The sequence below is a fragment of the Kitasatospora sp. NPDC003701 genome, assembly GCF_053587085.1.
Map to the genome: position 1 here is coordinate 85483 of NZ_JBSFNM010000023.1, position 21538 is coordinate 107020.

At 73.5% G+C, this 21538-nt stretch carries 12 protein-coding genes; 3 read left to right on the top strand and 9 right to left on the bottom strand.

Annotation, left to right across the window (positions count from 1 at the left end):
• Position 1: 1 nt before the first annotated feature.
• Both ACWDRR_RS22555 and ACWDRR_RS22560 read right to left on the bottom strand, forming a co-directional pair.
• Positions 2-4207: an amino acid adenylation domain-containing protein gene (locus ACWDRR_RS22555; protein WP_449773981.1), complete on the bottom strand. Its 4206-nt coding sequence runs from the start codon at positions 4205-4207 to the stop codon at positions 2-4.
• On the bottom strand, positions 4204-8778 hold the full coding sequence (locus tag ACWDRR_RS22560; RefSeq protein WP_449773982.1) for an FkbM family methyltransferase: 4575 nt from the start codon (positions 8776-8778) through the stop codon (positions 4204-4206). The genes ACWDRR_RS22555 and ACWDRR_RS22560 overlap by 4 nt, the downstream gene beginning before the upstream one ends.
• Before the next feature lie 421 nt (positions 8779-9199).
• Between ACWDRR_RS22560 and ACWDRR_RS22565 the strand changes: the two genes are divergently transcribed.
• Positions 9200-10555 (top strand): transcriptional regulator, encoded by a 1356-nt coding sequence (locus ACWDRR_RS22565; protein WP_449773983.1) that lies wholly within the window; start codon positions 9200-9202, stop codon positions 10553-10555.
• Positions 10556-11093: 538 nt separating this feature from the next.
• Positions 11094-11339: a hypothetical protein gene (locus ACWDRR_RS22570; protein WP_449773984.1), complete on the top strand. Its 246-nt coding sequence runs from the start codon at positions 11094-11096 to the stop codon at positions 11337-11339.
• 98 nt (positions 11340-11437) lie between these two features.
• Here ACWDRR_RS22570 and ACWDRR_RS22575 read toward each other — a convergent pair whose 3' ends face one another.
• On the bottom strand, positions 11438-11563 hold the full coding sequence (locus tag ACWDRR_RS22575; protein WP_449773985.1) for a hypothetical protein: 126 nt from the start codon (positions 11561-11563) through the stop codon (positions 11438-11440).
• A gap of 313 nt (positions 11564-11876) precedes the next feature.
• On the opposite strand from ACWDRR_RS22575, the gene ACWDRR_RS22580 reads away from it, so the two are divergent.
• The gene (locus tag ACWDRR_RS22580; protein ID WP_449773986.1) at positions 11877-12209 is read left to right on the top strand and encodes a hypothetical protein; all 333 of its coding nucleotides are present in this window, start codon (positions 11877-11879) and stop codon (positions 12207-12209) included.
• Positions 12210-12358: 149 nt separating this feature from the next.
• Here ACWDRR_RS22580 and ACWDRR_RS22585 read toward each other — a convergent pair whose 3' ends face one another.
• The 6 genes from ACWDRR_RS22585 to casA all read right to left on the bottom strand — a co-directional run bounded on the left by ACWDRR_RS22585 (position 12359) and on the right by casA (position 21535).
• Positions 12359-14047, bottom strand: a complete 1689-nt coding sequence (locus ACWDRR_RS22585; RefSeq protein WP_449773987.1) for a hypothetical protein — start codon at positions 14045-14047, stop codon at positions 12359-12361.
• Positions 14048-14119: 72 nt separating this feature from the next.
• Entirely contained in the window at positions 14120-15115 is a 996-nt protein-coding gene (locus ACWDRR_RS22590; RefSeq protein ID WP_449773988.1) for a hypothetical protein, read from the bottom strand.
• On the bottom strand, positions 15112-17931 hold the full coding sequence (locus ACWDRR_RS22595) for a DEAD/DEAH box helicase (RefSeq protein WP_449773989.1): 2820 nt from the start codon (positions 17929-17931) through the stop codon (positions 15112-15114). Before ACWDRR_RS22595 ends, ACWDRR_RS22590 begins: the two co-directional genes overlap by 4 nt.
• 388 nt (positions 17932-18319) lie before the next feature.
• Positions 18320-19375 (bottom strand): hypothetical protein, encoded by a 1056-nt coding sequence (locus ACWDRR_RS22600; RefSeq protein WP_449773990.1) that lies wholly within the window; start codon positions 19373-19375, stop codon positions 18320-18322.
• An 81-nt stretch (positions 19376-19456) separates the two neighbouring features.
• The gene (locus ACWDRR_RS22605; RefSeq protein ID WP_449773991.1) at positions 19457-19849 is read right to left on the bottom strand and encodes a hypothetical protein; all 393 of its coding nucleotides are present in this window, start codon (positions 19847-19849) and stop codon (positions 19457-19459) included.
• 165 nt (positions 19850-20014) lie between these two features.
• Positions 20015-21535: a type I-E CRISPR-associated protein Cse1/CasA gene (gene casA, locus ACWDRR_RS22610; RefSeq protein WP_449773992.1), complete on the bottom strand. Its 1521-nt coding sequence runs from the start codon at positions 21533-21535 to the stop codon at positions 20015-20017.
• Positions 21536-21538: the final 3 nt, after the last annotated feature.

Here is a 21538-nt window from a genome sequence, read left to right on the forward strand (position 1 = left end):
GTCATCCCTCGAACGTGGCGGTGATCCGGCTCAGGTCGGCGGCCGAGAGCCCGGCCGGCCCGGCGGTGGTCTGCGGGCGGCTGGTGAGCGTGGTGGCCGCGCGGCGGGCGAAGGCGTCGGCGAGCCGTATGACGGTGGCGGCCGGGATGAACGCCTCGTCGAAGCGCCACCTGACCTCGACCGCGGCCGGCCCGGTCCACACGACGGCTTCCAGGCCGAACAGCGGGCTCACGCCGGCGTCCGGAAGGTCGGGGCTGCGGCCAGCAGGGAGGTCGCCCAGGTAGTTCAGTGCCACCGGCGGCAGGGCCCCGGCCCAGTCGTGGGGTTCCTCGATCCGGTGGTAGAGGGCGGCGGCCAGCGCCGCCGGATCGGCCAGCAGGTGCTGCTCGGCCCGCAGCGGCCGGAAATCGGTGAGCCAGCCCACGGCGGCCGCCAGGTCGAGCCCGGGCCGGTCGCGGCCGTGGAGCTCGGCGCACAGCGCGACCGGGAGATCCGGGCGCACCTCGGCAAGCGCACCCAGCACAGCGGCCCCCAGCACGGCCAGAGCCCAGCGCGGCGCGGCCTGCTGCGCATCGTCCAGGTCCCGGCGGGCGTCCGCGCCCAGCCGCGAGGCGGCGGTCCGACACCAGGCCGGATCGCCGGACCCGGGCCAGCTGGGGAAGGATGTGGCGGGCCGGCCGCCCTGGTCCCGCAGCCACGCCGCGTACCCGTCCCCGCGCCGCTGCGCCGACCCGTCCGGGCTCGCGTAGGCGTGCCACAGCTCATCGTTGAGGCTTTGCAGGGAGACGACGTCGGCGACCAGGTGGTGGACGGCCCACACCACCCGGTCCGCCCGGCCGCTGGCACGGACAAGGCACAGGCCCACCAACGGTCCGGCGAGGTCGATCCGGTCCTCCACCTCCTCCAGGGCACCGGCGACGGCCCGCTCCCGCCCAGCGGCCGGGACGCCGTCCAGGTCGAGGACGCGCACCGGCACCGGGCCGGGCTCGCCCAGCCGGGCCGCCCACCGGCCGCCGACGTTGGTGAACGACGTCCACAGCGCCTCATGCCCGGCGACGGTCACGGCGAGCGCCCGCTCCAAGCGCCCGGCGTCGACCGGGGCGGGAGCCTCGGCGCTCCACCGCACCGTCCACCGCTCGGGCCGGACGACAGCGCGCGCGAGGAACCCGGCCTGGTGCGGCGTCAACGGCACAGGCCCAGGCTCCACCCCGTCCCGCGCGCCGGCCGGACGCGCGGCGGCCGCGATCCGGCGCAGCGTCCGCCGCTGAAGGATGTCGTGCACCGTCAGCTCCAGACCCGCCCGCTGCGCCCGGCCGGCCAGTAGGACTGCTTTGATGGAGTCGCCGCCCTCGGCGAAGAAACTGGCGTCTGAGCTGCTCGGCGGTGCGGAGAGGACCTCGCTCCACAGCACGGCGACCACGGCGAGCTGCGGGTCGGCCGCGTCCAGCGCCTGCTCCTCCACGGCGGGCGTGGGGCGGGCGGCCAGGGCCCGGCGGTCGACCTTCCCGTTGCCACGAAGTGGCAGCTGGTCGAGGACCTCGTGCCGGTCGGGGCAGGCGTAGAACGGCAGCCGGTCGGCCGCGAGCGCAGCTGCAGCCTGGGGCAGGGCGGCCGGATCGGCGCCGGGGGCGGGGACGAGGAACGCGGCGAGCACCGGCGTGCCGCTGGTGCCGCTGGTGACGACGGCGGCCGCGGCGATGCCGGGGTGGCCGGTCAGGACGGCTTCGATCTCGCCGGGTTCGACGCGGTAGCCGTGGATCTTGAGCTGGTCGTCGCCGCGGCCGAGCATCACCAGGTGCCCGCCGGGGCCGAGGACGGCGAGGTCACCGGTCCGGTAGGAGCGGGTGCCGGTGTGCGGGTCGGTGGTGAAGCGGGCCGCGCTCTCGGCGGGCAAGCCCAAGTAGCCGGCCGCGACGCCGGGCCCGGTGACGACGAGTTCCCCGGCGGTGCCGGGCAGAGCGAGTCGGCCGTCCGGCGTGCGCAGCTCGATCGTCGCGTCCTGGATCGGCGTGCCGATGGGTACCGGGCCGTCCGCCGGGTGCTCGCCCAGGCGGAAGGTGTGGGCGCAGCAGCCGACGGTGGCTTCAGTGGGCCCGTACTCGTTGGTGACGAGCAGGCCGGGCGCGTCCAGGAGGTTCAGGGTGGCGGCGGTCAGCTGCTCGCCGCCGACGACCAGGTGCCGGGTGGCCCGGGTGATCTGGTCGCCGGTCAGGTAGGTGGTGAGCAGGCGCAGGCCTCCGGGGGTGACCTTCAGCGGGCTCAGGTCGCGGGCCCGGGAGAGGGCGTCGGCCAGGTCCTTGGGCTCGTCGCAGGGCAGCAGGGTGACGGCCTGCCCGGTCAGCAGCGGCAGGAACAGGCTGGTGACGGTCATGTCGACGCTGATCGACGAGTGGACCAGGGTGCCGCTGCCGTCCGCCGTGCCGTAGTGGCGCGAGGCCCAGCCGAGGTAGTTCATCAGCGCGGCGTGGGTGATCGGCACGCCCTTGGGACGGCCGGTCGAGCCGGAGGTGTAGATGACGTACACGTCCGTCTCCGGCCCGGCCGCGACCGGCTCGGGTCCGGCCGCGGGGGAGCAGGGCGGCAGCGTGTCGATGCGCAGCACGGGCGTGCTGCCCGGCGGGAGGTCGGGGCGGTGCTGGTCCGTGACGATCAGGCGCGGGTCGGCATCGGCGAGCAGGTCGGCCACCCGGCCGCCAGGGAGGGTCGGGTCGATCGGCACGAACGCGGCGCCGCAGCGGGCGACAGCCAGCAGCACGGCCAGCAGCGGCACCCGGCGGTTCATGCGCACGGCCACCCGGTCCCCGGCGGCCACGCCCCGTTCGGCCAGCGTCCGGCCGAGCGCGGCGCTCGCGGCGTGCAGGTCGCGGTAGGTGACCTCCTGGTCGTCGTCGCGGGCGGCGCAGGCGAGCGGGGTACACGTGGCCTGGGCGTCGAACGCCTCCACCAGGGTGGCGGGTACCTTGGTGTCGGCGCCGGGCCGGTCGGCGCCGCGAAGTCGGCTGCTGGAGGTGAGCGGGTCCAGGATCCGCCCGACTGCCGCCGTGGCCGGGGCGTCGAGCAGGTCCGGCAGACCTGTACACAGGGCGGCCAGCCAGTTCGCCAGGCACCGGGCGCTCTCTTCGGCAACGGCTGCGCCGTCCACGTCGAGGGCGAGATGGAGCCGGCCGTCGGTGTGCAGGGAGTGCAGATCGAGGCGGAGGCGGTCGGTCGCGGCCCGCAGCGTCTCGACGCTGGCGTCCAAGCCCGGACCGAAGTCGAGCCTGGGCGCCTCCACGTGCTGGACGCCGACCGTGTACTCGCCGCCGGGCTGCGGGTGGGTGAAGAAGTCACCGAGCCGGGCGGCGAGCACGATCTCGCGGTGGCAGGCGCGGACGGTGTCGACGAGCGAACCCGCGTCGTCCGGACGCACCGGCACGGGGACGCAGCGGCCCAGCAGGCCGATCATGTCTGGCAACTGCTCCACCGGCCCAGGGATGAACAGGCCCATCGCCCCGTCCTCGCCGGGGGCGACCCGCTCCAGCAGGAGCCGCCACGCCGTCACCACGACGGCGTCCACACCGACCTGGAGGTCCCGGGCGAGACGAATGATCCGGGTGCCGGCCGCGTCGCCCAGCGGCACGGGCAGGTGCAGCCGGGCGCCGGGTGCGGCGGTGCGCATCACCAGGGCGCGGGCCAGCTCCTCGGCCCCCGCCTCCAGCCGACGGGCCTGCCAGTGCTCGCGGCCGCCAGCGGCACCAGGGTCGGTGAGCAGGCCGGCAAGGAACGCGTCGACCGTCTGCGGATCCGGGCCGCTCGCCCCTGCCACCGTCCCGGTCCGGTATCCGGCGGCCACAGCGGCGGCGGTGCGCAGCAGCCCGGTGGTGTCCACCGAGCCGAGCGCCGGGCTCAGGGTGAGGGTGTGGCTGCCGTCTGCGAGGCGGGCGAGCCGGACCAGCGGCTGCTCCCCGTCGCCGCCGGCGGTGAAGGGGAGGCGGCGGCGCAGCGCGGGGTGCTCGCGCACGGTGGGCTCGGCGGCCGCGCGGAGCCGGTCGGTGTCCAGCGGCCCGGTCAGGCGCAGTTCGAGGAGCGGGGCGGTGAACGCAGCGGCGGGGTGGGCGGCCAGGTGGCGGTGCTGTGGCGCAGTTGTCGGATGGGCCGGGCCGTCGGCGGCGGCGTTGAGCTGCCACACGGTGTCGCTGTCGGCGGGTTGGGGGCTCGTGGTGGTCACCGGGGTTCGCCGTCCTCTCGCAGGTTGGCCAGTCGGTTGCGGACCAGGTCGTGCACGGTGGCGGCGCCGGGCCGCAGGAGGTCGCGCAGCCGGTGCAGGGGCAGTTCGGGCAGGGTGCAGAGCGCGGCCAGGACGAGCGGGTACGCCTCGGCCAGCCACGGCGGATCCACGGGGTGGTGGGCGTGAGCGTCGAAGCGCAGCAGTGCGCTCGCGCCGTCGGCGTGCTCCTGGACGTCGAGCATCAGCGGGTACGGCACCGGCCACAGCGCCGGCTCGCTCCACGCGACGGTGCAGCCGGTCAGGCGCAGCGGGTGTGTGGCGGGCGGCTGGAGGGTGAAGAGCGTGTCGAACACCGCGCCGGCGCCGTCGGCGACCATCCCGTAGGGCACCTCGGCGTGGCTCAGCGCCTCGATCGCGGCGGTCACCGCTGTGTCGAGGTGTCCGCGAGCGGTGGCGGACCAGTCGATGCGTGCCGGGACGGGGACGAGGTTGGCGAAGAAGCCGACCGTGTCGGTGAACGCTTCCTCCGTGCGGCCCGCGACCGGGCAGCCCGTCACCAGCGCGTCGCTGCCGGCCGTGGCGGCGAGCAGGAGCTGCCAGGCCGCGAGGTGGATCGCGACCGGGGTGGTGGAGCGGCTGCGCGCCGCCGCCCGTACCGAGGCCACCAGGTCGGCGTCCAGTGCGAAGCGCAGGTGGCGCGGCTCGACGGGCAGACCGGCGGGGGTGATCCAGGGCCGGGCTGCCGTCCGGTCGAGCGCGGCGCGGACGGCGGCCCAGCCCTGGTCGAGCACGCCGCTCTCGCGCCGCCGGGCCGCCGCGGCGCTGTACTGGGCGAACGTGGCGCCGTCCGGAGTGCTGGCCAGGGGCTGCGGGTTGGCGTACGCGGCGCCCAGGTCCCGTTGGAGGATGTCGACGGACCAGCCGTCGGCAGCGCTGTGGTGCAGCGTCAGCAGCAGCACATGGTCGTTGGGGGCCAGCCGCAGGAGGGCCGCACGCAGCATCAGGTCCCGGCCGACGTCGAACGGTGTCTGGAAGAACCGGCGGGACAGCAGGTCCGTCCGGTCGGCGCGGTCGGGCTCCGGCATGCTCGACAGGTCGCTGACCTCGACGTCGACCTCCTGGGCGGTCAGCCGCTGCTGCACCAGCGTCCCGCCGTCGTCGACCAGCACGGTGCGCAGGGCCGGGTGTCGGGCGACGACCGCCGCCAGCGCCGAACGCAGCCGGCCCAGATCGAGCGGGCCGGCGATCCGGTATGCCAGGGGGATGACCTGGGCGTTTCCGCGGTCCCCGATCGCCTCCGCCGCCCAGATGCGCTGCTGCCCGAGCGACGCCGGCCCGAACTCCTTGTCCGCTGGCAGCTCGATCGCCGGCCGCTGTCCGGCGCCCGCTTGCCGGGCCGCCCCGCGGACGGTCGGCTGCGCCAGAAGCTCGTGGACCGCCAGGTCCACACCGTGGCGGCGAAGGCGCGCGCAGATCACCGCGGCGGTCAGCGAGTCGCCGCCCAGCGTGAACAGGTCGTCGTGGACGCCGATCGGCGCGGCCTTGAGCGTCTGCTCCCACACCTCGGCGATCCGGCGCTCCGTCTCGGTCTGCGGCGGGACGTAGGGAGTGGTGGACACCGTCTCGCCGGGGCGCCGGTAGGCGTCCGCAGCCAGCGCGGCGGCCTGCTGCGAGACAGGCCACCGCACCTGCGACGGCGCCCCAGCGGCCGGGGCCGAGGTGGTCTGCGGTGCGGTGAGGAGCCGCCACTCCAGGGCTGCGGCGGCCGACGCATCCACCAGGTCTGGGGCATCGGCGAGGCTGAACCTGGTCCGGGCCGCGTCGGCGAACTCCAGCGCCGGCCGGTTGCGCGGCCCTGGCGTGCCGGTGAGCGCGATGCCGTCCAGGCCGAGGGCGGTGGCCCGCTCGGCCAGCTCTCGCAGGATGCACCACTCGACGTTGCGGCCCAGCGCGCGGCAGCTGACGAAGAAGTCCCTTACCCGCAGCACACGCCCGTCGGCCTCCGCCGAGACGAAGCCGACGAGCCCGTAGTCGCCGAAGCGGTCGCGTACCCGGACCGAGAGCGCCACCCCGGTGCCGGCGAGCACCTGACGGACCGTTCCGGGCGTGTGGCTGTGCAGCGCCAGGTTGAACTGGGTGGTGCGGGCCGCGAGCTGTGCGATCCGCTCCACCTCGTCCTCCGTCGCGGGGGACACCTCCACGCGGAGGTCCAGCTGGTCCAGGTACTCGGCCGTTGTCGCCGTCTGCGCTGCGGCCCGGCGGCGCCGGGCCTCCGCCGCGAGCAGGCCCGTCCTCGCACGGTCCTCCGCGGTCACGGTCCCCTCTAGCGCGAGCTGCCACGTCCCGCGCAGGGCGGCGGGGAACTCCCGCGGGTCCGCCGGCAGGTTGACGACCGTGATTCCCGGGTGCGCGATGGCCACCTCGGCGCGCTCGGCGGTGCTGTCGTCGACGAAGACCAGCGACTCCACCGCGAAGCCGAGCTCGTCGGCGATCTCACCGATGGCGGTCGACTTCGGGCCCCAGCCCACGCGCACCGGCCCGAAGTCCCCAAGGCCCAGCGGCATGTCCGGGTGAGCCGCGAACACCGCCTCCACGTCGGCCATGTTGTTGCGCGAGCACAGGCACAGCACCCGCCCGGCCGCCAACTGCTCCCGCAGCGCCTCCTGCACCTGCCGGTAGGGGCCGCCGGCGTCCACGTTCTCGGGCCCGATCTCGCCGCACACCCCGCCCCATAAGGTGTTGTCGCCGTCCACGACCACGGCCTTGGTCACCGGCCGCTGCGCGGCGGTCGTCCGCCGCAGCACCGCCTCCGCCCACGGCAGCACCGCCTCCGATGCCTCGGCACCGGTGCCGGCCGGAGCGCAGGAGGGTGGCGGTTCTACCCAGGCGAGGCCGCGTGCCTCGACGGCCCGGCGGGCCTGCCGCGACTCGGCGGCGCTCGCTCCGGGCGCAACGGTCACGTACAGCGGAAGGTCCGACGTGGCGGCCCAGCGCTCGGCAGCCTCGATCTGGCGGCCCAGCCAGGGGGCCTCAGGGCGCGAACCGCCGGGCCGCAGGCCGTACAGCATGTAGATCTCGGACCCGGTGAACAGCGCGTCCTGGTCGACGACCGTCTCGAAGCCCCGGCCCTGGAGCAGGGCCCGGAGCCGTTCCACCCGTCCGTCGAGGTCATGGACTTCGACGACGACCTGGTCAATGAAGGTCCAGTGCTCGTCATCGATCCCGGCGAGGACGTCCTCCTCCGCCCGTTCGGCGTCGACCTTCAGCAGGTGGATGCGGCCCACGGCGTTGTCGCGGATCCAGTCCGACAGGCGGATCACCGGCACCGCCAGCTCCTGCCGGTCAGCCGTGCGCGCGAGGGCCGCCGGTTCGAGGACCTCGGCGGCAGCCGCCCGCAGCTCGGCCGGAAGTCCGGGAAGGGCCTCGGCCTGGTGGCGGGCGTACTCGCGCACGATGTGCCGGTCACGGTCGGCATCGGTGTAGAAGCCGGACTGGAGGGACGACTGCGGGTAGAACGTGAGCGTGCGGACGCCGGCGCTCGCGCCGGCGGCGGCCCGGGTCACCGTGCCGCTGACCTTGTAGAGGCTCATGTTCGCCTCCAGCGCCTTGGCCACGGCGGGGACCGGCTCGAAGGCGTGCACCGTGACCCCGGCCGCCTGCGCGGCGGCGAACAGTGCGAACACGCCGACGTTGGCGCCGACGTCGACCACCACGTCGCCGTCGCAGACCTGAAGGCCATGCCGTAGGTACTGGTTCCGGACCACGATCTCGTCGTAGAGCTCGCGGCTTTCATTCGGGTGCATCTCCGCGATCGCGCGCCCGTCCGGCAGCGCGCCCCAACCCGCCGAGGGGATCTCGTGCTCTGCACGGGCAGGGTGCGGCTGCGGCAGAGTGCCCAGGGCCCGGCCGACGACGGCGAGGTTCGCGCCCCAGCCGGCCGGCTGAAGCCCACCGTCCGCCGTGGCAGGCAGGACCGCGTCCCCGGGTTCGACACGGCGCGCGGACACGGGCAGGCCGATGGCCTTCCCCCAGGCGTGCAGGGCCTCCGCGGCCGTGCCCGTGGCGCCAAGGACTCGGATCTCGAACGCCAGCGACCGCACCGTCCCGGCGACCTGCTCCACCGTCACGTCCGGGTTGTCGGCCAGCGCTCGCAGAATCGTTGCGACCTGGTCGGCGAGTGCGTGAAGCAGGCCCGGGTCCGCGGATCCATTCCGTGCGGTGACCGTCCACTCCAGGCCCTCCGGGACCGTACGGAACACGCAGCTCAGAGGGGACAGGAGGTCAAGGGGTGCCTGCCCGTCTCCGGCGAAGTGGAACGCCGGCGCTCCGCCCACACCGACCAGCCGCCGCAGCGCCCCCAACGAGCCGGTCCCGGCCGGCAGAGCGCTCACCCAGCGGTGGGAGAGCTCCCGCAGCGAGACATGCGGCACTACCTGGAGCTCCTCGACCTGCAGCTGCTCTCCGGCCTCCTCGCTACCGCAGGCCAGCCGCACATCCTTGCTGCCGGTGGCGATCGCCAGGACAACCGCGAAGACCGTCCGTGCGAGCAGGCCACGCTCGCACCCTTCCACCGTTGCTCCCCAGCACGCGGACGGGGACACGACGATCGAGACCGCAGACTGGCCATGCTCGTGGATTTCGCCGACGAAATCATCGGCCTGCCTCAACGTCCCCGCTCGCGACAACCCGAGTTCGGGCTGATCTGCCCGTGATGACGCCACTCTTCCCCCTGACGACGTGAACGACCCGAACGTGCGTCAAACCGATTCGCCGACCGAGCGACCGCGGTCCGAGACCTGCGGTTCCGACCTGGACTGAGCGTCCCGGCCGTTCTAGGAGACTCCTGACGGGAGGTCACAGGAAGGGCGCCAGCGTCATCTCGGGTGGCCTCCCGGTCATCCAGCGGTCATCCACCTTGGCCGCCCTCTCCCGGAAACAGCTTCACGCAGGGACACTGGGACCGTCGATCCGGCAACGGAGGTGAGTGCACCGTTGAGCGATGTCGGGGCCCTGCTGGAGTACCTCGTCAGACACCACGGAGGGAAGGCGGAAGCGTTCCTGAAACGGGTTGGGGACCGGCACCAGCACCTGGGGTTCGGCAACTTCGCCACCAACAAGCAGAAGCTACATCGGTGGAAGAACGGCACCACGCCCGACCGGGAGGCACAACTCGCACTCGCCCATCTCCTCAGCGTTCCCCAACGAGATGTCCTGGAGCTCGGCTGGCCTGCCTGGCTGGAACGGGCCGTCCCCGATGTCCTACTCGCACAGCACCGCGCGACCCCGACCGCGCTGAAGGCCCGAAAGGCCGGTGAAACCGTGGAACGTCGTCGGTTCATGATCACAACCGCGGCCAGCGGCATGGCCATCGCCCTGGCTCCCCTCACCCCCACCCCCACCCCCACCCCCACCCGCACTGGTGCCGGCCGCCGGGTCGGCGACAGCGTCGCCACCCTCCATGAAGAGCGCCTGGAAGCCCTACGCCACCTCGACGACAAGTTCGGCTCCGGCCACGTCTACAACGCTGCCGTCAACGAGTTCGACATGATCGCCAGCGCGCTGAACAGCACCACCTACAACGAGAGCACCGGCCAGCGTCTGCTCGCAGCCGCCGCCGACGCCCAGCGCGCCGCGGGCTGGACCGCCTACGACAGCGGACACCCCGACCGCGCAGAGGAACACTTCGCCGACGCCGCCGAAGACGCGGTCGCCGCCCACGCTCCGGAGGTGCTCGCCAACACCTTGGCCTTCTGGGCGATCAAGTGCTACTCGACCGGCGATCCCCGTGCAGCGGTATCTCTCGTCGCAGCGGCCCACGCCCACGGCCAGGCCACCGGCTCCGCCCGAATGCTCGCCATGCTCCACGCCCGGGCCTGCCGCGCATACGCCAAGGCCGGGGACCTGCGCGCCTCCGACCGGGAAGCTAACGCAGCGCTGGACGCCTACAGCCGCGCTGTCCCCCTCGACGAGGACCTGCCGTCCATGTACTGGGTCAACCTGGGAGAGATCCACCAGCTGCTCGGTAGCTCCGCGCTCAACCTGGGCCACCCCACCCGCGCCCTGGTCCACTTCCAGCAGGCCGCCACCGCCGGCAGGGCCGAGATCTACGACGACTACGACGGCGACTCCTTCCCCCGAGGAGCAGCGATCTACGAGGCCCGGGCTGCCGAGGCGTATCTCGAACTCAATGACGTCGAGCAGGCCGTGGCGGTGGCCCACCAGGCCGTGGAGCACATGGGTGGCGTGAATTCCGCGCGCGGCAGCACTGCTCTGGCCGAGCTTCGGGCGAAACTGCGACAGCACGCGGGCGCAGCTGAAGTCAGGACCTTTCTGGAGTTCACCGCGTAGGACGTTGCTGAACACCTTCGTCGCGAGCCGGGTACCGACTGTCTGGACGCCTACCTCGGCTGTGTCCCGGACGGCCATGGCCTCCTTTCCGAACAGCGCTGGCTCAACGGCGTCGGGTGCACCGCCGCCGAACTCCACCGCCACGCCTAGGCCGCCTGACCCCGGAGACTCCTTTGACCCCCAGTCCGAAGGCGACCGTCGACGCGGTCGTGCTGACCATGAACGACCGCCCGGCCGGGTTCCCGCCGGCGATGGCCTCCCTCCTCGCCCAGCAGACATCGACCTGCGCGCGGTCGTCGTCGGCAACGGCTGCCAGCCCGACCACGTCCCCGACGGCGTCCAAGCCCTCGCTCTCCCGGAGAACCTCGGCGCGAACGCCGCCCCATGTCCTGGAACACCGCGCTGCGCCTCACCCGGGCCGGCCGCCCGCCGATCGTGTAGACGCTCCGCTCGGCTGCCGCGGTGCGGCCCTACGCGGGGGCCGACACCGTCGTCAGGATCGGTCAGTCCACCGGAAGGCGTTCGCCGCGTCCCCCGATTGGGCATCCCCGTCGCGGCCGCCCAGCCGCTCGGCTCCGGCGGCCTGATCGTGATGAGCCTGGGGCCCGGCGTCTTCCGGACGGGGCTGGCCACCGAGTGGCCCGAGTACCGTCAGGCCAACCCGCAGGACCTCGTCGGCCACCCCACGACCCCGCTGCTGGTCGACTGCCGCACCACCCTCGACCCCGACCCGTGGCGCGCTGCCGGCTGGACCGTTCACCAGCTCGGCCGCCCGGGCAAGTAGGGGCTGCGCAGCTTCAGCAGCGCCCGGAAGCCCGACAGGGCTTCCGGGCGCTCGCCATTGGGGCGGAGGGTGCCGCCCCCACTGCCTGGCAGCGCGGCCTACTCCGGCACGACCTCGTACCACGACAGCTCACCGGTCGCGAGCAGTGTCCGGCTCGGCCCGTCCGTGAGCCCGGCAGGCCACATCCAGGAGCCACCGGGAGTCCGGTCCTCGTCGATTCCCACCCGTAGGCTCCCCGATTGCCGTGCATCACGCACGACACCAGCCCGTCCCCCTCGCCGCCATTCCCTCGTCGAGCCCACCCGCTACGGTGGCCGACCGGAGCGCCCCGCCCGAGACTGGGTTCGTGCTTCTCCACACCCCGACCTGCGCCGAACTGGACCTGATCGTGGCCGCCCGCACCACGACCGATCCGGGCGACGGGGCCGCGGCCCGAATCGTGCTCGCCCAGGGCCGGCTGTTCACCCCCAGGCCCTGGCCCCCACCGGCGCACCCCGCCGCGGAGCGCCCGCCCACTGCTTCGCGAACGCCCTGCGCGTGGCCCGCCGTGTCGGCGGCGGGTACGTCGAGGGCTTTGTCCTCGCGGCCGGGAGGCTGCGCCGCCATGCGTGGTGCGTGCGGGCGGACGGGGCTGTCCTCGACCCCATGTGGCCGCGGGGCGAATCAGCGCAGGCATACCTCGGCGTGCCGATGGCGGTCTGGTTCGTGGAGGCCTTCCAGCAGCGGACGCTCACCAAGACGCGCTTCGCGGGACTGCTGGACGCCCGGGTGCAGGCCGAACGGGATGCGGGGCGCATCTACCGGGCCGGCGTACCGTCCGCGGCGCTCCTGGACCTCGGCGCCGAGGTGCCCCGGACGCCCGGATCCTGACGGCGACCGCCGACGGCCCCGTACGGCGCGCGAGAGGGCACCCGACCCGTGTCGCACGCGATTCCCGCAGCCCACTGCGGCGACCGGACTGAGTGCGCCCCGGGGCTGGGAGGCCTGGTGGGTGGCCGGGGAGGGAGCGATTGGGGCGGTCACCACTTGTGACGAAAGGGTCCGAACCCGACCTCGGCGGCCACTGCGTCGAGGTCGAAGGGAGGCCGAAATGGCGTCATCGCGCCGGGAGCCGCATGCTCGATCCTGTTGCGGGTGAGACGGTCCTCCCAGCGCAGACGCCCGCAGACGCAGCCGATCGCCCCACGTCCGTCGATCAGGATGAGCAGCCATCGGCTCTGGCCGCAGTCGCAGACGACGTGCTCCACGGTCGGCAGGAGCGAGACACCGTGCTTGCTCCGGGGGGACGGGACGTAGAACCGCCCGTCGAGGTAGAGGTTCTCGGCGCTCATCACTTCGACGACCTCGGCCTGACGCAGGGCCATGTCGAAGCTCTCGCTGGCGCGCGCTTCGAGGATGCCGATGAGCACGTGGCAGTCCGACTCGGCGTCGAACGCAGGATCCTCGTCGGCCGTCTCCAGCGTGCGGGCGAGCAGCAGCAGGCGCTCCCCGAGGAGAAGCCGGCTGGTGGAGAGCTGCTGGTCACGCCACAGAAGCTCGTCCCGGATGTCGCCAGGCGCGTCCTCAATGGCCCGGGCCGCGGCCCGCGCGCGGCGAAGGATCTCCTGGAACTGCTCGGGAAGGCTCCTCGGCAGGAAGTACAACCCCTCGAAACGGTGGGCGATCCCCCACAGTGCGCCCCTCTTCGAGGCCGGCGTGAACAGGGAACCGGCCCTCCAGCGGCGCAGCTTCCCGGACGGCGAGGGCAGATCGGGACAGCTCTCAAGTGCGCGCCGGTGGGCCCAGCTGACGCGGCGGGGGTCAACCAGCGGCTGGTCCCAGAGCGTGACCGAGTCCCGGACGGGTACCTCTTCCTCGATGGCCGCGACAGCAGAGGGCGGGGCTGGTCGGCGGGCAGAACGGACGGCAGGAGCGTGTCCCAGGACGGGCCACGTCGTCACGCCGGCAGGCACTCCGGAGCGCAGGACCTGGTCGATCTCGGTCGCGATGGCAGTGGGGCCGGCCGGAGCACCGGAGGCGCTTGCCCACGACGTCTTCGCGTCCCACTGGCACCACGGATACTCCTCACCGGCGGCGACGCCGTAGGCCAGGGACGGCCCGCCGTCGCTGGGCATCACCCAGAACCGGTCACCGGCGTGGTGCTCCTCCGTCCACCCGGCCGCCTGGTCGGTTAGCAGGATCTCGACGCCGGCCGGGAGCTCCTCGCCGATCTGCCACCCGAGAGCGCGAAGCCTGGAGACGGTGACGGACAGGCGCTCGCGTTGGAAGTCCGAGAACTGCCTGGCCTTGCGCATCGACGGGTACCGCGGCTTCCAGGGGCCGCCCTTGGCCTTGAGGAGATGCTGCTGCCAGGCCGGCATCGCCTGGTACCGCCTGCGGACGGCGCGTCTGCCCGCTCCGGTCAGCTGCATGTCCACCGCAGAGTCTCTGCCCCGGCGGATCAAGACCGTCCCTGCGACCATCGCGGTCCCGTCGGCGGCACGGAGCTCGAACTCCCACTCCGACCTGCCGGCCCGGACCTTGTGCCAACCGTCGGGCCAGGTGACGCTGACGTAGTCGCCCGCGAACCCGGCCACCTCGATGCCCAGCAGACGGTAGGTTTCCCAGGATTCGGACTTGTCGAAGCGACGCGTAGGGAGGAACTGCCCGTGCCGGTCGGCGATGAAGTCCTGAAGGCTCTGCTCCGCGTAGTCCACGTCCTCTGCCACCCGCACCCCTTCCCGGCGTCGACGTCCGACTCTATCCCCGCTCCCGCTGCCCGCTGAGTTACCAGCTCGCCGTCAGCGCCGGACCGTACCCTGCGCGGAGAGGCGGTGCAGTGCCTGCTCGGCGGCCGGATCTCCGGCCAACTCGGAGCGGGGACGGCTGATCGCAGCCCTGTGCACCGGTTCGGCTTCGGCGAGAAGGCCGTCGAGCATCGCGCCGGCACGCTTGGTCGTGCGCAGCGCCAGCAGGGTGAGGGCGTCCATGTCGATGCCCGGCATCGGGGTGAGGGAGACCTTCGCACCAGCGGTCCCGGGCGCCGGCGGGGACGGCAGCGGCGGCCGGGCGGAGGGGTGGCGCCGGGCGTAGGCGTCGTCGGCCGACACCTGGGGCAGCGCGACAGGGGCACCGGGCCGGAAGCTCCGTGTGAGGCTGTGGTGGTCGGGATCTGCGACGCCGGCCAGGAAGTCCGCGGCGGCCCGGCCGCGCAGGAGCAGCAGTGCGAGTGGATCGGTGTCCAGCACCCGGGCCACCTGGAGAACCAGGGTGACCGCGTGCTTGCACAGCCCGCCGCGGGAACCGCAGTGGCAGTTCACGTGCAGGTCGTGCGGCGTCGGCAGCAGTGGTAGGTCGTGGCGCCGGGCTTCGGCGAGCAGCCGTTCGGTGATCTCGGCGCCGTTCAGCTGGGCCCAGCGCGCCGGGACGGCGCGGGCGATGTGGGTCAGCTCCCTCCAGGCCGTGTCCGGCATGGTGCGGATGGCCACCGCGACGGGGGTTGCAAGGCTCCTGTAGGGCCAGTGCGACGTGTCGTCGTCCTCGGATAGGGAGCAGCTGACGATTGCGGCCTTGTTCGTGATGTTCGGGTGGTGCCGGGAGAGACCGAAGGTCAGATCGGTGATCCGGATGCTGCGGGCGTAGGAGCGTGCGCGGGCGATCCGGCTTCGGGTCTTCTGGTCGGAGGTCAGCTCGTCGATCCAGGCCAGGCCGGTTGCGGTGTCGGCGTCCGTCTTGCCCTCAGGTGCGGTGGCCGGGGGATAGGTCCGGTGGTAGGAGGCGGGGGCGGCGAGGTTCACGGGTGCCTGCGCAGAGTGACGAGGTCGGCCAGCTGCTGGTTGGTCAACTCGCTGAACCCGGCCTCTTGGCCGGGCAGGACGAGGTTGGCCAGCCAGCGCTTGTCGGAAAGTACCTCCATGACGTTCTCCTCCATCGTGCCGGCGGCGATCGGCCGGTGAACCTGCACCGTCTGGGTCTGGCCGATCCGGTAGGCGCGGTCGGCGGCCTGATCCATGACGGCGGGGTTGTACCACTGGTCGAGCTGGACCACATGCCCGGCCCGGGTGAGGGTCAGACCGGTCCCGGCGGCGCGCAGCGACAGCAGGAACACCGGGAACTCGCCGGCCTGGAACCGGTCGACCATCCTGGTGCGCTTGCGGGCTGTCAGCTGGCCGTGCAGCAGCTCGTGGGAGATGCCGCGGGTGCCGCCCAGGTGCCCGGACAGCAGCTTGGCCATTCGTACGTACTGGGTGAACACGAGGACGGCCTGGCCCTCGGGGATGATCACGTCCAGGAGCTCGTCGAGCAGCGCGACCTTGCCGGAGCGTTCGGCGAAGGAGCGGCCGGCCGGGTTGTCCTCGTCCTGGAGGTACAGGGCGGGGTGCAGGCAGATCTGCCGCAGTGCCGTCAGCAGCTTGAAGACCAGGCCCTTGCGTGCGATGCCCTCGCTGGAGGCGATCAGCGCCAAGTGCTCGCGGACGACGGCCTCGTACAGGGCTGCCTGCTCCGTCGTCAGGTCGACCCGCCGGTCGGTCTCGATCTTTGGTGGCAGTTCCGGTGCGATCGCCGGGTCGGACTTGAGACGGCGCAGGAGGAACGGTCCGGTCAGGTCCCGGAGCCGGGCCGCGGCCGCCTCGTCTCGCTCGGCCTCGATCGGCCGGGCGTAGCGGGTGCGGAAGTCGGAGTCGGAGCCGAGCAGGCCGGGGACGGCGTAGTCCAGGATCGACTTGAGGTCGGCGAGCTTGTTCTCCACCGGCGTTCCCGTCAGTGCGACCCTCGCGTCCGCCGGGATCGCCCGGACGGCCTTGGCGATGGAGGTGTGCGGGTTCTTGGCGTGCTGGGCCTCGTCCAGGACGGCCAGTGACCACCGGCGGGCGGTCAGCGGCTCCAGGCGGCGGTGCAGAGTGGTGTACGTGGTCAGGACGACCGCGTCGGCGGGCAGGTCGTCGGGGAGGTTTTCGGGGCCGTGGACCCGGTGGACCGGGATGTGCGGGGCGAAGCGGGCGAGCTCTGAGGCCCACGAACCCAGCAGGGTGGCGGGGCAGACGATCAGCGCCGGTCCGGCCGTGGCCGGCTGCTCCTGCCGGGAGAGGTGCAGCGCGATGACCTGCAGTGTCTTCCCGAGGCCCATGTCGTCGGCGAGCGCACACCCCAGGCCGACCGCTGTCAGCTGCTGCATCCACGCCAGGCCCACCTCCTGGTAGGGGCGCAGCGTGGCCTTCAGCGTCGTGGGGACGGCGGCCGGGCGCTCGCGGGCACCGGCCACCGCCTGGCGCAGGGCGGCAAGCCGGCCGTTCACCGGGGCGAGGTCGACCACCTCGCCGTCGGGTCCGTCGATGGTCCCGGTGATCGCGGCGGCCAGGCCCTGGATACCGGTCAGGTCGCCGATGCGTCGCCGGCGGAGCTTGGCGACCAGCGCGGCGTCGACCCGCACCCACTGGTCGCGCAGCCGCACGAAGGGCCGCCGGGCCTCCGCGAGCCGGTCCATCTCTGCCTGGCTGAGCTCCCTGCCGCCCAGCGCGACGCGCCACCTGAACTCCAGCAGCTTCTCCTGGCCCAGCAGCCGGCCGGCCAGCGCCGAGCCCGGGCTCTTCGCCGACAGCTGGGCACGCACCGTCAGTGCCCGGACCACGTCGCGCGGCAGCAGGACGTCGCAGCCTGCGGCCGCGAGGTCGGCCGCGCTCGGGCCGAGGATGTCGTCCACCTCCTCGGGGGACAGGTCCAGAGCCGGAAGGCCGGGGAAGTTCAGGAACTCCCTCATCGGCGCCCACGCCTCGGCGGCGGCGTGCAGCGCGACCTGGGCGTGCACCCGGACCGGGTGGAGCGCCGGATCGCCGTCCTCGCCCCACAGCTGTGTCGGGCTCAGCAGAGCCTCGTCGACTCCGGTGCGGCGCACCTGCAGCACCGCGCGGACACCGGACGGCCCGTCCTCGTCGATCTCCACGAGCAGCGAGATCTGGGCCAGCGGGACCGGGGCGGGGGCGTCGCGCAGGGCTAGCTGCGGTACGTGCTGTGCCGGAAGGGCCGTGAAGACCGGCGTGCCGGCCCGCTCGGGGCCTTCGGGCGTACGGGCGACGGTGTCCGCGACCGCGTCCAGGTAGGCCTGTAGCAGGAACGCCGGCTCGGGCAGCATCGGCCGCCCGCCGTGGAGGGCCTGGAAGGGGATCGCGTGCGCGGTCGGCGGCATCGCCCGCGCGAACGCGGCCAGCTGCTCCCGCTCCTGGTCGGTCTGCGGCACGCACCGCCAGGTGTCGAAGCCCGCCTCGGTCACGTCCACGTCCAGCCGGCCCCGGGAGATCAGCTCCAGGGCGAACAGCGAGACGCCGCCCCAGAACCGGCAGGCCTCGTCGCCGGTGCCCCGGAGCCGGGCCCGGCTGAGCAGCGGAAGGGCCAGGTCGACCGGCACCGACCAGCATGGGACCCGTGTGCTGCGCACGCCGTTGGCCTGGTGCCGCACCACCGCCGTCTCCTCCCCGAAGGAGTACTCGACGCCCTCCGGCGGTTCATCGGGAAAGGCCGTCATCACGTTCGGCCGCCAGAACCGCATCCGGCCGTTGCGCGGTGGGTCCGCCGGCTCGAAGGCGGCCGGCAAGGCCGTCAGGTCCGTGCTGCTCACCGCTTCTCGCTTTCTGCGCCGGGGACGACGCCATGGTGTCCTGGCCGCTCGACGACGGGCCCGGGGAACGGGAGGTTCACTCCATTGGGTGAATCCGGGGCGGGTTCGCCGGAAGGGGCCCGCCTGCCGGGCCCGTGTCGACGCCGGCGAGTCGGGGCGGTGGAAGCCCCCGGCCCGTCCGTCGCCGCCCATTGCCGTCAACGCTAGTGCCTGGCAGGGCGGGCTCTGTGCAAGGCCGGGGCCGCAGCGACGGCCCCGGCCCCTGGGACGATGTCAGGCCGAACAGCCGGACGGCGAAGGCTTGGAGAACGGCAGCTCGTCCCACGCCCGGGCCAGGACCCTAGTTTTCGGTGAACAGCGGCATGGTCGGGTCGGGCGCTTGTGCGGGTCAGCGGGCGGGATCGGGAAGTGCGGGACGGCCCAGGAAGTACCGGTCTCCGGTGAGTCGGGTGAAGCCGGGGTGCTCGCGCATCGCGGTCTTCAGCCGGGTTGCGGGGATGCGGGTGCCGTCGGCCGCCAGCGCGTCCCGCAGTTGTCCGGGGGTCAGGGCGGTCCGTGCGCGGGCGAGGTGGCGGGCGGCGAGCTGCTCGGTGGTCGCCTCACCGGGGGCCTCAACCACCACCAGGCGGCCGCGGGTGAGGGCGTGGTCCTCGCTGGCTGCGGCGAACCGCTCCAGCAGCGGCCCTGCCGCCTCCCGGAGAGAGATCGCGCCGGCCCGCCACCGGGCGCCGTCCAGCAGGCCCTGGTGGCGGCAGACCAGAACGGCCAGGGCAACCACGGCACCCGCGAGGACCGGATGGCGCGATGCGGCTCGCCCGGCCCAGGCGGCGGCCTGCCAGGCGAGGCGGGCGGCGACTTCGGCAACGCGCACCGACACGTCCAGGTTCGCCTCGAAGCCGGCCGCGCGCAGCAGCCCGTGGGCCATCCCGACCCACCTGTCAACCGGAACCGCCAGGCCAAAGCGAGCGAACACCGAGTCCTGGGTCAGGATGACGGTGGGGGCGAGAAACTGCGCGAGGGCTGCGGTGGGGGCGTCGTCGGCGTCGCCGCGGGCGATCGCCGGCAGCGACGGGTCATCGCGCAGCAACAGCCGGGCGGCGGGGGAGAGGTGATCGCCGATGGCGAGGTCGACGATCGGCACCCCGGGCAGCATCCGCTTCCACAGCTGCTCCTGCGCCAGGTCGAGCGGCACACCGGTGTCCGCCGCGATCCTCGGGAGATGCCGTTGCAGCTCCGCCACGATGTGCGCGGCGCCGAAGGTGTTCGAGCGGCCGGTGTCGGACAGGGCGCTGATCAGATCGACAGGCTCGGCGTCGCGCACCGCCCCGCACGCCACCTGGGCCAGGGCGCAGGCGTCCACGACGGTGACCACGGTGGGGCAGGTCAGGCCGGAGGTCAGCGGGGCGTAGAGGACGGCCGGCGGTCCGGCGGGCGGGGAAACCATGGCGCTCAGTGTCGGACCGCCGAAGCCCGCCCGTCGAGGGATTTGGGGAAGAAGGTGCTCCTGGGGCCGGGGCGGCCGGGGTTACCGTCCGGTCAGGGTGACGATCCGAGAGTCCCGGTCCGGGCCGCCGTCCACGATCGCGCTCAGGACGAGGTCGGTGTGGTGGGTCCACGCGTCCACGGGCACCCGCCTGTTGGTCTCGCACGTCTTGGTGATCTGGTCTCCGCCCAAGTAGGAGCCCCAGTGCATATTGACTGCCTTCAGCTCCACACACCCCCTGTCCGACTCCACCCATCCCTTCAGGCGGAAGCCATTGTTCTCTGCGGCGGCCGTCAGCCGGGCGCTCCCGGAAACCGAACCGTCACCCGCGCTCGCGTCCAGCCCGATGGACTGCACGCTGCGCTGCCCGCCCGCCGCAGCGGGGGACGCGACCAGCAGCACGGCGGCCGCCGCCGCCCACACCCACTTCCGCACAGGTCTTCCCCTTCGTCCCGTTTACTCCTGCTGTCCCAGCAACGGGCGCGCAGGCGGCAGGTCACGACCCGTTGGCCCGTTGGTGGTGCCGCTCGGCGGGACGGCGGCGGTGCCCGGCCGGGTGGTGCGCGGCGAGCGGACCCGCCCACACCACCCGGCCCCCGGTCAGGCCGCTACGCCCCTGGCGCCAGCTCGTTGTGCGGCGGACTTCGCCCGGCGGGCGCAGCGGAAGAGGATGTTGCGCGCCTCGACCGTGAAGCGGGAGGTGGCCATGATGTCGCTGGTGGCCATCGCCTGGCCGACGCCGTCCACGGCCCGTTCCAGAGCCGTGATCCAGCGGTCGAAGCCGGACCCGGGCGCCTGTGCCACGTCGTCCCAGGCGTGCCCGCTGCCCACGAGCCGACCGAGCGAGGAGCTCTGCCGCGGCTGGACGTCCTTGATCCGCTGGCGGAAGGCGTCGGCGCCGGCCCCGTAGAGGGCGCGCTGGACGTCGTGGGCGAGACGGGCGACGGCGCCCAGAGCCGCCCGGCCGCCGTCGTCGGCCAGGTTCCCGGCGCTGCCGAGCGAGGAGGTGACCTCGTGCATGCCAGCGATGGACGCGCGGTGCTGGTTGGAGTGCACGACCTGAAGGAGCTCGGCGGCCAGGCGCAGCCCGGAGTCGAGGGCTCCGCGCTCGGCGGCCCGCAGGACGTGCTCGACCACCGCGCTGGTGGCCCGTGCTTCCCCGGCCGGGTCGAGCAGGAGCCCCGCCGACCAGGGGATGGTGAACCCGGCCGCGTCGGCGACCGGCAGGGGCGAGCCCTTCGCGGTGCGGGCGGTGAGCGGGTCGTGGGTGTGCGCGCCTGCCCGGGGATCGGCCATCCGGTCGCCGTCATACAGGGCCAGGCCCACCACCTGGCCGTCGTCGCCGGCGAAGAGCCGTACACGCCGGGTGGTCCACGTCCACAGGTCCAGCCGGCCCTCCGGCTCCCGCGCACCTCCGGCGGTCCCGGGGACTGGGCGCTCCCACACCGGCCGGTCCTGTGAGGTCCGGGGGCGGGGCGGGAGGTTGAGCAGCAGCATGTCCTTGAGCGTGGCCCCGGGCGCTCCGACGACCAGGTTGGTCACCACACTGAGGTGTCCCGGCTTGGACCCGTAGAGGCGCCCGCCCGTGCCCCGAGGATCCGACGGGTGCGCGCCCTGGATACCCCCGGGGTGGACCGCCTGCAGCATCAGCAGGGCCAGCGCCGCCTCCGCCGGGTCGAACACCCGCGGCTCCCCGGCGAGGGAGTGGTCGAAGAACTCCCGGCTGCGGCCGCCCCAGCGGCTCGGCTTGAGGTGGTGGGTACTCCGGTTCGCCTCCGTCAGCCCGGCGCACTGCCCGAACGGCTGCTCCCCGAACAGGTTGAACCGGTGGGCCCAGCGGTCGAGGTAGGCGGCGATGCGGTCGGCGGGCAGCGTCGGCGCGGCCCAGGCGATGTCCCAGTCGGCGTCGTCCACCGGGCCGGCGGCCGCGTCGAGGACGGCCAGCAGCAGGCGCAGCAGGACCTGCTGCTCCAGCCCGGGGGCGCCCAGATGCAGGCGGTGGGCATTCAGCAGGGCGGTGGAGATTCCGACGTGGGTGTAGCCGTGCGAGGTGTCAAGGACGGGGATCCAGGGCTCGGTGCGCAGATCGAACGAGGCGGCTGCGGTGGTGTCGGTGGTCACGGG